Origin of the sequence: Ensifer soli (genome assembly GCF_041928815.1) — a bacterium.
In the GTDB taxonomy this organism is placed as follows: Bacteria; Pseudomonadota; Alphaproteobacteria; order Rhizobiales; family Rhizobiaceae; genus JBHFEI01.
This window is the reverse complement of the sequence record NZ_JBHFEI010000005.1, coordinates 41342-53018: the sequence shown is the minus strand read 5'-3', so window position 1 is coordinate 53018 and position 11677 is coordinate 41342. Positions and strand designations below refer to the sequence as shown.

The 11677-nt window shown below is 67.6% G+C and carries 10 protein-coding genes; 8 read left to right on the top strand and 2 right to left on the bottom strand.

What is annotated here, in order from left to right; translation table 11 throughout:
* Positions 1-52: 52 nt before the first annotated feature.
* Positions 53-1459, top strand: a complete 1407-nt coding sequence (lpdA, locus tag ACEVQ6_RS09115; RefSeq protein ID WP_374888635.1) for a dihydrolipoyl dehydrogenase — start codon at positions 53-55, stop codon at positions 1457-1459.
* Positions 1460-1663: 204 nt separating this feature from the next.
* On the top strand, positions 1664-2167 hold the full coding sequence (locus ACEVQ6_RS09110; protein ID WP_374888634.1) for a cytochrome b: 504 nt from the start codon (positions 1664-1666) through the stop codon (positions 2165-2167).
* Positions 2168-2183: 16 nt separating this feature from the next.
* On the opposite strand, the gene ACEVQ6_RS09105 is transcribed toward ACEVQ6_RS09110, so the two are convergent.
* Entirely contained in the window at positions 2184-3269 is a 1086-nt protein-coding gene (locus ACEVQ6_RS09105; RefSeq protein WP_374888633.1) for a TraB/GumN family protein, read from the bottom strand.
* 124 nt (positions 3270-3393) lie between these two features.
* On the bottom strand, positions 3394-4329 hold the full coding sequence (locus ACEVQ6_RS09100; protein WP_374888632.1) for a tyrosine recombinase XerC: 936 nt from the start codon (positions 4327-4329) through the stop codon (positions 3394-3396).
* 123 nt (positions 4330-4452) lie between these two features.
* On the opposite strand from ACEVQ6_RS09100, the gene ACEVQ6_RS09095 reads away from it, so the two are divergent.
* From ACEVQ6_RS09095 to atpA, 6 genes are all read left to right on the top strand, one after another.
* Positions 4453-5349 carry a GNAT family N-acetyltransferase gene (locus tag ACEVQ6_RS09095; protein ID WP_374888631.1) on the top strand — a complete coding sequence of 299 codons (897 nt, stop codon included), beginning with the start codon at positions 4453-4455 and terminating at the stop codon, positions 5347-5349.
* Positions 5350-5378: 29 nt separating this feature from the next.
* A complete protein-coding gene (locus ACEVQ6_RS09090; RefSeq protein WP_374888630.1) occupies positions 5379-6515 on the top strand; it encodes an AAA family ATPase in 1137 nt (378 codons plus the stop codon).
* Between the two features lie 99 nt (positions 6516-6614).
* A complete protein-coding gene (locus ACEVQ6_RS09085; protein ID WP_374888629.1) occupies positions 6615-8834 on the top strand; it encodes a primosomal protein N' in 2220 nt (739 codons plus the stop codon).
* Between the two features lie 83 nt (positions 8835-8917).
* A complete protein-coding gene (locus ACEVQ6_RS09080; protein WP_374888628.1) occupies positions 8918-9304 on the top strand; it encodes an AGROH133_08824 family phage infection protein in 387 nt (128 codons plus the stop codon).
* A 252-nt stretch (positions 9305-9556) separates the two neighbouring features.
* The gene (locus ACEVQ6_RS09075; RefSeq protein WP_374888627.1) at positions 9557-10123 is read left to right on the top strand and encodes a F0F1 ATP synthase subunit delta; all 567 of its coding nucleotides are present in this window, start codon (positions 9557-9559) and stop codon (positions 10121-10123) included.
* Positions 10123-11652, top strand: coding sequence for a F0F1 ATP synthase subunit alpha (gene atpA / locus ACEVQ6_RS09070; protein ID WP_374888626.1), 1530 nt, complete (start codon positions 10123-10125; stop codon positions 11650-11652). Before ACEVQ6_RS09075 ends, atpA begins: the two co-directional genes overlap by 1 nt.
* Positions 11653-11677 lie beyond the last annotated feature (25 nt).

Sequence of the window (11677 nt, the reverse complement as noted above, 5' to 3'; positions counted from 1 at the left end):
CGAAGCTACCCGCTCCGGCTCGACATGCTCTCGGTCAAGGGAAGGACAGGAAATGGCATATGATGTGATCGTCATCGGCAGCGGCCCCGGCGGCTATGTCTGCGCCTTGAAGGCGGCGCAACTCGGGCTGAAGACGGCGGTGGTCGAGAAGCGCGCGACGCTCGGCGGCACCTGCCTCAACATCGGCTGCATTCCCTCGAAGGCACTGCTGCATGCTTCCGAACAGTTCGCCCATGTGGCGCACGGGCTCTCCGGCCTCGGCATCGAGGTTCAGCCTCCGACGCTGAACCTGCCGGCCATGCTCGCCCACAAGGACGCGGTGGTGAAGTCGAATGTCGACGGCGTCGCCTATCTGTTCAAGAAGAACAAGATCGACATCTTCACCGGCACCGGCAAGGTTCTCGGCGAGGGCCGCGTCTCCGTCACCGATGATAAGGGCGCAGAGCAGGTCGTCGAGGCGAAGAGCATCGTCGTCGCCACCGGCTCCGACGTTGCCGGCATTCCGGGTGTTCCCGTTGAGATCGACGAGAAGGTGATCGTCTCGTCCACCGGCGGTATCGCGCTGGAGAAGGTGCCGGGCACGCTGATCGTCGTCGGCGGCGGCGTCATCGGGCTGGAACTCGGCTCGGTCTGGTCGCGCCTCGGCGCCAACGTCACCGTCGTCGAATATCTCGATGCGATCCTCGGCGGCATGGACGGCGAGGTGTCGAAACAGTTCCAGCGCATCCTCGGCAAGCAGGGTTTCGATTTCCGCCTCGGCGCCAAGGTAACGGCGGTCGAGAAGACGGAAAGCGGCGCGAAGGTGACCTACGAGCCGGTCAAGGGCGGCGATGCCGTGACGATCGAGGCCGACACGGTGCTGATCGCCACCGGCCGCCGGCCCTACACCGACGGCGCGGGGCTCAAGGAGGCGGGCGTCGCGCTGGACGCACGCGGGCGGGTCGAAATCGATGGCCATTTCCGTACCAGCATCCCGGGCGTCTATGCGATCGGCGACGTCGTGCGCGGGCCGATGCTCGCCCACAAGGCCGAGGACGAGGGCGTGGCGCTGGCCGAGATCCTCGCCGGCCAGGCCGGCCATGTGAATTACGATGTCATTCCGGGCGTCGTCTATACCCAGCCCGAGGTCGCCTCGGTCGGAAAGACCGAGGAGGAGCTGAAGGCGGCGGGCGTCGCCTACAAGGTCGGCAAGTTTCCCTTCTCGGCCAATGGCCGTGCCCGCGCCATGCTGGCGACCGACGGCTTCGTCAAAATCCTTGCCGACAGGGACACGGACCGGGTGCTCGGCGGCCATATCGTCGGCTTCGGCGCCGGCGAGATGATCCACGAGATCGCCGTCCTGATGGAGTTCGGCGGCGCGTCCGAGGATCTCGGCCGCACCTGCCACGCCCATCCGACCATGTCGGAAGCGGTCAAGGAGGCCGCACTCGCGACCTTCTTCAAGCCGATCCATATGTGACGAGGATGTTTTAGAGCCTCTCCGGCGGACACTGGTTCACCGGAGACACTCTGTCTCTCCGTTTTCACGCATTGTCCGCGCGTCACATCCGAGCCGGACCTGACCGGAAATGCTCTGGCAATAGGGAAATCTGCGGCTTGTCCTTCAGGCCGCAGCACCGCATGATCCGCCATGCCCCATCCCGAACCACCGGAGGCATGACCGATGACGACGCTTTCCGCCACCGCCTATTCGATCCCGCAGCGCGCGCTTCACTGGGCGATGGCGCTGCTCATCCTGTTCAACCTGATCTTCTCCGACGGCATCGAGGTCTGGGACCGCATGACCGATCGTGGCGAGCCGCTGACGCCGGACCAGGCCTCGGCCGCCAACCTGCATGCCTATGTGGGGATCGCCGTTCTGGTCCTTGCCCTCGTCCGTCTCTGTCTGCGGCTGGTGCAGGGCGTGCCGCCGGCGCCGGCGGAAGAGCCGCCGGTTCTTCGCCTCGCCTCGACGGTGGCGCACTGGACCTTCTACGCCCTGTTCGTGCTGATGCCGCTCGCCGGGATCGGCAAGTACTACTTCGACAACGACACCGCCGGTTTCCTGCATGCCGGGCCGCTGAAGTCGCTGATGTGGGTGCTGATCGTCGTGCATGTCGCCGCAGCGCTCGTGCACCATTTCTACTGGAAGACCGACGTGCTCCGGCGAATGACCAGCGGCCGGTAGCGACGGGGCTGGCTCCTCAGTCGACCGCCGTCACCGTGTAGCCGTCGGCGCGTAGCAGCTCGATCACGCCTTCCCTGCCGGGCAGGTGCAGCGCGCCGATGGCGATGAACGCATTTCCGGCGTCGAGGATCGGCGCCGCGCGCGTCGCCATCGTGTGGTTGCGTTCGGTGATGATCTTCTGCTCGAAGGCCGTCGAGGCCGCCGCCGTGTCGCCTGTCTTCTCCTGTGACACGGCTTTCATCATCGGCATGATCATGCCGGTCTCGCCGGACAGATAGAGGAGCGAGGTCGTCTCCATCACGTCGGCGATCGTGTCGCCGAGCGCCAGCGTCTCGATCAAGGCGCTGAGGTGAAATTCCGGCGCCAGCGCGTTCATCGCCTCCAGCTGCTCGGCGAGCGTTTCGAGACCCTTCAGCTGCTTGCCCTGTTTCAGTGCATCCTCGGCGAGCCGCTTGTCGAGGAAAGAGGCGCCGGCCGCCTTGCGGCTCGTCTCGCAGGCCGGCATCGCGACGAAGCTCGCAATGATCCACGGCTTCATCTTGGCAACGAGCGCCAGCGGGATGCCGCGCTGCTTCAGACCCGCTTCCAATGCATCCTTTTCCCCGGGCTTGAGGAAATCCTCGATCGTGCGGCCATCGGTGAACATTGTCAGGTCGGGGCGCGTCAGCATCGCCGCCGCCGCCTTCCTGTCGTCGACGATCTCGTCGGATTCGACGACGACCGTGCCGGCCGCGTCAAAGGCGGCCGGCGCGCCCTTTGGCATGGCGAGCACGCGCGGATCCGTCACATGCATGGTGCCGAGCAGGTAGGAGGGCGCAACGCCGGGTTTCTCGATCTTCCAGAACACGCCCTTGCCGTTCGGGATCGCCGCGGCTTCCCTGCGCATCGATTCGATCGTCTGCGGTGCCGTCCTGGCGAATTCCGCCATCAGGTCGCGGCCGCCGCAGGCGGGCGTCTCCGCATGGGCGGGACGGGTGAGCACGAGCGTGACGAAGAGCAGCGTCAAGGCGGCGACATGCAGCCCGGCGAGCAGCCAGAGAAGGCCTTCCGCCGCCCGCTCGCCGACCTGCCGCGCCAGCTCGGCTCCGGTTTTCACCATCATCTCGTTGCTCCCCGCTGCGTCTTCTTCCGACCCGAGGGTCTGTCAGGTTGATTGTATCCCTGACACACTCTAGCGCCGCCGCCTCTCGGCTTGGTTAAGTGCCATGGTTAACGCGCATCGCCGATCAGGCGCGCGGATGGGCGCGGTCATAGATGTCGAGGAGGCGGGCTGAATCGACGCCGGTATAGATCTGCGTCGTCGACAGGCTCGCATGGCCGAGCAGTTCCTGGATCGTGCGCAGGTCGCCGCCGCCGGCCAGAAGATGGGTGGCGAAGGAATGGCGCAAGGCATGCGGCGTCGCCGTCTCCGGCAGGCCGAGCGCGCCGCGCAGCCGCTGCATCGCCCGCTGGACGATCGCCGGCTGCAGCGGACCGCCGCGCGCGCCGCGAAAAAGGGGGGTCTCCGGATCGGGGCGGAACGGCGCGAGCCGGCGATACGCTTCGACGGCGGCGATCACCGGGGCGATCAGCGGAACGAGGCGTGTCTTGCCGCCCTTGCCGGTGACGTGGAGCGCGGTCGGGTCCCCGGAAAAATCCTTCGGCGTCAGGCCGAGCGCCTCGGAGATCCGCAGGCCGCAGCCATAGAGCAGCGTCAGCACGGCGGCGTCGCGGGCGCGGATCCAGGGTTCCTCGGCAAGCTGGGCGTCCGCGGTGACGACGCCGAGCGCCTCGCGGTCGGTCAGGGGCTTCGGCAGCGATTTCGGCTGGCGCGGCGCGCGCACGGCCGCAGCGCCGGTCGCGTTCGCCAGCCCCTTGCGCTCCAGGTGCCGGAGGAAGGAGCGCAGACCCGCCAGGCCGCGCCCGAGCGTGCGGGCGCCGGCACCGTCCTTCCTTCGGCTGGCGAGGAAGCCGCGCAGGTCGGCCGGTCGCAGCGTCGCGATATCGGCAAGCGTCGCCGGCGCGCCGAGATGGCCGGTGAGGAAGGCGAGGAACTGCCGCGTGTCGCGCTCATAGGCATCGAGCGTCAGGGCGGCGAGCCGCCGCTCGCCGGCGAGGCTGTCCAGCCACTGGCGGCGCCGCTCCATCAGTTCCGCATCGCCGATGATCAGGATATCGTTCACGCGTGTTCTCCAGAGTGACGGGGAACTATGACGCGGCAGGGCTTTTCGCCCGGTTAAGACGCCTGTCATTGTCCGATCATGTTCGCCTGCGACTGTCCCGGCCAAACAGGCGGATGCATTTCCATGACTCGACATTTCACCGCGACCGGATGGTCCCATCGCCTCGCGCGGGTCAGCCAGGGCCGCCCCGGACACATCGTCGACACGCTGATCGCCGAGCGCGGCAGGAAGATCGTCCACCACCCGCTCTGGCCGCTGCTGCGCCCGTTCCTCCATGCGATGCTCCACTACGACCGCGCGGTCGAATTCGCCGACGCCGTCGCCAACATGCCGGGCTTCCAGGCCTTCGAGCATGTAAGCCGCATCCTCTCGCTCGACATCCGCGTCGATCGCCCGGAGCACATTCCGGAGCGCGGCGGCTTCCTTCTCGTCGCCAACCATCCGACCGGCATCGCCGACGGCATCGCGCTCTTCGATCTCCTGAAGACGCGCCGCCCGGACATGATGTTCTTCGCCAACCGCGACGCGGTCCGGGTCAATCCGCGCCTCGTCGAGATGGTGATCCCGGTCGAATGGCGCGAGGAGCACAAGACCAAGCTGAAGGCCCGCGAGACGCTTGCGGTGACCAACCGGGCGATCGGCGAGGGCAAGGCGACGGTGCTCTTTCCCTCCGGCCGCATCGCCTATTGGGCGGACGGTCGGCTGAACGAGCGGCCGTGGAAGGGCTCCGCCGTCGGCTTCGCCCGCAAATACGGCCTGCCGGTGCTGCCGGTGCACATGCGCGCGCGCAATTCCGGGCTTTTCTACTGGCTTGCCCGCTGGAACACGGAACTGCGCGACATGACGGTGTTCCACGAACTTCTCAACAAGACGGGTGACCGCTTCGACATCACGATCGGGCGGATGATCGCGCCCGAGGCGCTCGACGGCGACGTCGCCCAAGTGACGCGGGCGCTGGAGCATCACACCGTGGCGGCGCTCGCGACGAACGCCGATGCCGCCTTCTCCCGCGGTTCCTGACCGGCGCGGAATGCTGTAGGAAGGAGCGGATGAGGCTCCGCTCCCTGTACGCCGCCAATTACCGTTCGCTCCGCGCGATCCGCATGGATCTTGGCGGCATCACCCTCTTCGTCGGCGAGAACGGCGTCGGCAAGTCCAATCTCTACCGGGCGCTCCAGCTCGTCCAGGCGGCGGCCGGCGGCATGCTCGCGCGCGAGATCGCGGCGGAGGGCGGCATGGCGTCGGTGCTGTGGACCGGCCCGCGCCGCGACGACGGAAAGCCTGTGCGCATCCGGCTCGAGGTCGAGTTGCTCGACGAGGAACAGGCGGTCGCCTATCGCTACCGGGTCGAGGCGGGGCTGCGCCCGCCGCTCGGCGCCGGTTTCGCCTTCGAGCCGCAGATCAAGGCGGAGACCTTCTCCATCGTCTCCGGTGCCAGGCCCGTGGTGATGATGAAGCGGGCCGGACCGGCGATCGAGGCGCGCGACGAGCGCGGCCGCATGGCGCTCTATCCCGGGCAGGCGATGCTCTCGGAGACGGCGATGGCGCTGCTCGGCGATGCCGGCCGCTTTCCGGAGATCGGCGCCTTTCGCCGGCTGGTCGGCGGCTGGCGCTTCTATCACGGCTTCCGCAGCGATCCGGCCTCGCCGCTCCGGCGTCCCTGCCTCGCGGTGACGGCGCCGCTTCTCGATGCGGATGGCGGCAATCTCGCCGCCGTCTTCGCCACGCTGGTGCACATCCGCGAGGATACGGTCGAGCTCGACCGGGCGATCGCCGCGGCGCTCGGCGGCGCGCGGCTCCATGTGCCCGATCCCGACGAGCAGGCCCGCTTCGGCCTGGTCCTGCCGGAGTTTCCCCGGCGGATCTTCGATCCGCGCGAGCTTTCCGACGGCCAGATCCGCTTTCTCGGCCTCGCCGGCGCACTGCTCTCCTATCGCCAGCCGCCGCTGATCGCGCTCAACGAGCCGGAGGCGAGCCTGCATCCGGACATGCTCGAGCCGCTCGCCGACATGATCGCGACCGCCGGCCGGTCGAGCCAGATCTGGATCGTCACCCATTCGGAGCGGCTGGCGGCGGCGGTCGCGCGCCGCACCGGCCTGCGCCCGCGCCGGGTGATCCGCGAGGACGGGGCGACCTCGATCGAGGGCCTCCGGCTGACCGGAGCGCTCGACGGCGAGGAGGAGTGATCCTGCCTCTGGAGCGGTGCGGCAAGCCTCCCCATATGGGTCCTGCCGAACGCTCGGCGGGGTTCCCTTTTTGACCGATGCGGGGCATGGTCGCGGCCGATGGGCATGGATTCGATCGATCTTTTCGGCGCGGAGGCCGCAGCACGGGCGGCATCCGCCGTGGTGCCCGTCCTGGTGCCGCTGCCGGTCGCCGGTCCCTACAGCTATGTCGTGCCCGAGGGCATGCATGTCGAGCCCGGCTCGGTGGTGCAGGTCCCGGTCGGCCCGCGCCAGGTGATCGGTGTCGTCTGGGACCAAGACGGGGAAAGCGCCGTCGATCCGAAGAAGCTCCGGCCGGTCACGCTCGCCTTCGACTGCCCGCCGCTCACGGCGGAGATGCGGCGTTTCGTCGACTGGGTGGCGAGCTACACCCTGTCTCCGCCCGGCCTCGTCGCCCGCATGGCGGTGCGCGCGCCGGCCGCGCTCGATCCGGAGCCGATGGTCGAGGCGCTGCGGTTCCTCGGCGGCGCGCCGGCGCGAATGACGCCCGCCCGCGCCCGCGTCCTCGATCTGGCGGGAGAGGCGGATGTCGCCTGGACGCGCAGCGGGCTCGCCCATGCGGCCGGCGTGTCGTCGAGCGTCGTCGACGGGCTTTCGGCGCAGGGGCTGTTCGAGCGGGTCTTCCTGCCGCCGCCGCCGGTGGTGGCGCCGCCCGACCCCGCCTATGCGGCGCCGCGCCTCGCGCCGCTGCAGCAGGAGGCCGCCGACGCCCTCGTCTCCGCCGTCCGGGAGGACGGTTTCTCCGCGTCGCTGATCGACGGCGTCACAGGCTCGGGCAAGACGGAGGTCTATTTCGAGGCGATCGCCGAGACGCTGCGGCGGGGCCGGCAGGTGCTGATCCTGCTGCCGGAGATCGCCCTGACCGCGAGCTTCCTCGAGCGCTTCCACGACCGGTTCGGCGCCAGGCCCGGCGAGTGGCACTCGGACCTTCCTCCGCGCATGCGGGAGAAGGTCTGGCGCGGCGTGGTAACGGGCGAGGTGCGGGTGGTCGCCGGCGCCCGCTCCGCCCTCTTCCTCCCCTTCGACCGGCTCGGCCTGATCGTCGTCGACGAGGAGCACGATCCCGCCTACAAGCAGGAGGACCGCGTCTTCTACAATGCGCGCGACATGGCGGTGGTGCGTGGGCGCATCGCCAAAATCCCGGTCGTGCTCGTCTCCGCGACGCCGTCGGTCGAAAGCCGGGTGAACGGCGAGCAGGGGCGCTACCGGCCGATCCACCTGCCGACGCGCTTCGCCGATGCGGCGCTGCCCGAACTCGGCCTCGTCGACATGCGCCGCCACCCGCCGGCGCGCGGCGGCTTTCTCTCGCCCGTCCTGATCCGGCAGATCGGCGCCGCGGTCGGGCGCGGCGAGCAGGCGCTGCTCTTCCTCAACCGGCGCGGCTATGCGCCGCTGACGCTCTGCCGCGTCTGCGGCCACCGTTTCCAGTGCCCCGACTGTTCGAGCTGGCTGGTCGAACACCGCTTTCGCGGCCAGATCCAGTGCCATCATTGCGGCCATGCGGAAAAGACGCCGGACCATTGCCCGGAATGCGGCACCTTCGATCACCTCGCTGCCTGCGGTCCCGGTGTCGAAAGGATCGCCGAGGAGGTGGAGAGCCATTTTCCCGACGCCCGCACCATCGTGCTGTCCTCCGACCTGATGGGGGTGAAGCGACTGCGGCTGGAACTGGAGGCGATCGCGAAGGGCGAGGCGGACATCGTCATCGGCACGCAGCTCGTGGCCAAGGGCCACAACTTTCCCAACATGACGCTGGTCGGCATCGTCGATGCCGATCTCGGCCTTGCGAGCGGCGATCCGCGCGCCGCCGAGCGCACCTTCCAGCTCCTGAGCCAGGTCACCGGCCGGGCGGGCCGCACCGGGCTCAAGAGTCTCGGCCTGTTGCAGACCTACCAGCCGCAGCATCCGGTGATGCAGGCGATCGTCTCCGGCGACCGGGAGACCTTCTACGAGCGCGAGATCGCCGAGCGGGAACGGGCGCTGCTGCCGCCCTTCGGCCGCCTCGCCTCGGTGATCGTCTCCGCCGACAGCCGTGGCGAGGCGGAAGGGCACGGGCGCGGCCTCAGGCAGGCGGCGCCGGCGGTCGCGGGGATCTCCGTGCTCGGACCGGCGGAGGCGCCGCTCGCGCTGATCCGCGGCCGGCACCGCTTCCGCCTGCTGGTGCACGGCCGGCGCGGCAGCGACATGCAGGGATTTCTCCGTACGATGATTGGCAAGGGGCCGAAGCCGCGCGGCTCGGTGCAGGTGCAGGTCGACATCGACCCGCAGAGCTTTTTATGAGCCGGGCCGCGGATAAGATACAAACACGAAGCGCAATGGGCTAAGACGCCGGGGCGCGGCCCGCAGCCCGCAGGGAGACGCCGATGGATTTCTATATTCCGACCGATCAGGGAGAATTCCTCGCCTTTTCGGCTGCGCTCGCCACCGCGCTTTTCGGCCTCGGGATGATGCTGTTTCCCGGCACGACGCTGCGCCTGCTCGGCCTCGACCTTCGCGGCGAAACAAGGCGCGGGCTCGCCGAGGCGCGCTCGCTCGTCGGCGGCACCCATGCCGGGTTTGCGCTCGCCGCCGTCTTCCTCGCCCAGCCGATGGTCTATCTGGCACTCGGCGCCGCGCTCGCCCTCGGCGTCTTCTCGCGCATCCTGTCCATGATGTCCGACCGCTCCGCCGGCCTTGCAACCGGAGCGATTCTCCTCGTGCAGACGGTGCTCGCCGCGCTGCCGCTCGCCTATGTCTTCGGGCTGATCTAGCCCCGCTGCAGGCCGGCAAAAAACGCAGCAGATTCCCAATTCAAGGCAAAATTCTGTCAAACAGGCGCCATCTGCGGCATTCGCCCGCCTTCGCGTGTTGCGAGTCCCAACATCCTATGCTAGACGAACCGCGACTTCGTCAGGAACGGGGTGGCCAAGCCCTGTGTCCGTGTTTAATACAGCAACAAATTCAAAATCTTAGGTTGCCAGATCCCCGCAAGCTGACATTTTGAATAAAGATGAGAGAAGCGTGTGCCCGTGGCAGACACATCCCAGCTTATTTCCGGTGTTGCAGAGCGCTATGCCTCTTCGCTTTTCGATCTCGCCCGCGATGCAGGCACGGTGGACGCGGTCTCGGCCGAGCTCACGCAGTTCCAGAGCCTCATCGATGGCAGCGCCGATCTGAAGCGGCTGATCGTCAGCCCGATCTTCTCGGCCGATGACCAGTTCAAGGCGATTTCCGCGATCGTCGAAAAGGCCGGCATTGGCGGCCTCACCGGAAATTTCCTGAAGGTCGTCGCGCGCAATCGCCGCCTCTTCGCCGTCCCCGGTATCATCTCGGCCTTCAAGGCCATCGCGGCGCGTCATCGCGGCGAAATCTCCGCCGACGTCACGTCGGCCCATGCGCTGACGGAGGCGCAGGAAACCGAATTGAAGGCGGCGCTGAAAGGCGTCACCGGAAAGGACGTGGCGATCAACGTCGTCATCGATCCGTCGATCCTCGGAGGGTTGATCGTCAAGGTCGGCTCGCGCCAGATCGACACGTCTCTTCGCACGAAACTCTCGAGCCTTAAGCTTGCACTGAAAGAGGTTGGCTGATGGATATCCGCGCAGCGGAAATTTCCGCGATTCTCAAAGATCAAATCAAGAACTTCGGCCAGGAGGCGGAAGTCTCTGAGGTCGGCCAGGTTCTGTCCGTAGGCGACGGTATCGCCCGCGTCTACGGTCTGGACAATGTTCAGGCCGGTGAGATGGTCGAGTTTCCCGGCGGCATCCGCGGCATGGCGCTCAACCTCGAAGCCGACAATGTCGGCGTCGTCATCTTCGGTTCCGACCGCGACATTAAGGAAGGCGACACCGTCAAGCGCACTGGCGCCATCGTCGACGTTCCGGTCGGTCCGGAACTGCTCGGCCGCGTCGTCGACGCGCTCGGCAACCCGATCGACGGCAAGGGCCCGATCAACGCCACTCGCCGCGCCCGCGTCGATGTGAAGGCGCCGGGCATCATCCCGCGCAAGTCGGTGCACGAGCCGATGTCGACCGGCCTCAAGGCCATCGACGCCCTGATCCCGGTCGGCCGTGGCCAGCGCGAGCTCGTCATCGGCGACCGCCAGACCGGCAAGACCGCGATCATCCTCGACACGATCCTTAACCAGAAGGCCATCCACGACAACGGCCCGGACAACGACAAGCTCTATTGCGTCTACGTCGCCATCGGCCAGAAGCGTTCGACCGTTGCCCAGTTCGTCAAGGTGCTGGAAGAGCGCGGCGCGCTGCAGTATTCGATCATCGTTGCCGCGACGGCCTCCGACCCGGCGCCGATGCAGTATCTCGCGCCGTTCGCCGGCTGCGCCATGGGCGAATATTTCCGCGACAACGGCCAGCACGCTCTGATCGGCTATGACGACCTCTCCAAGCAGGCCGTCTCCTACCGCCAGATGTCGCTGCTGCTGCGCCGCCCGCCGGGCCGCGAAGCCTATCCGGGCGACGTCTTCTACCTGCATTCTCGCCTGCTCGAGCGCGCCGCCAAGCTCTCCGACGCCAATGGCGCCGGCTCGCTGACCGCGCTTCCTGTCATCGAGACGCAGGGCAACGACGTGTCGGCCTTCATCCCGACCAACGTGATCTCGATCACCGACGGCCAGATCTTCCTCGAGACCGACCTGTTCTACCAGGGCATCCGCCCGGCGGTGAATGTCGGCCTCTCGGTGTCGCGCGTCGGTTCGTCGGCCCAGATCAAGGCGATGAAGCAGGTCGCCGGCTCGATCAAGGGCGAGCTCGCCCAGTATCGCGAAATGGCCGCCTTCGCCCAGTTCGGCTCCGACCTCGACGCCGCGACGCAGCGCCTGCTCAACCGCGGCGCCCGCCTGACGGAACTCCTGAAGCAGCCGCAGTTCTCGCCGCTGAAGACGGAAGAGCAGGTGGCGGTGATCTTCGCCGGCGTCAACGGCTATCTCGACAAGCTGCCGGTCGCCCAGGTCGGCAAGTTCGAGCAGGGCCTGCTCGCCTACCTCCGTTCGGAAGGCAAGGAGATCCTCGAGACGATCCGCAAGGAAAAGGCGCTGAGCGACGACACGCGCTCCAAGCTCAAGTCCGCGCTCGACAGCTTCTCCAAGAGCTTCGCGTAATCGGGGCCCGATTTAGGACGGATAA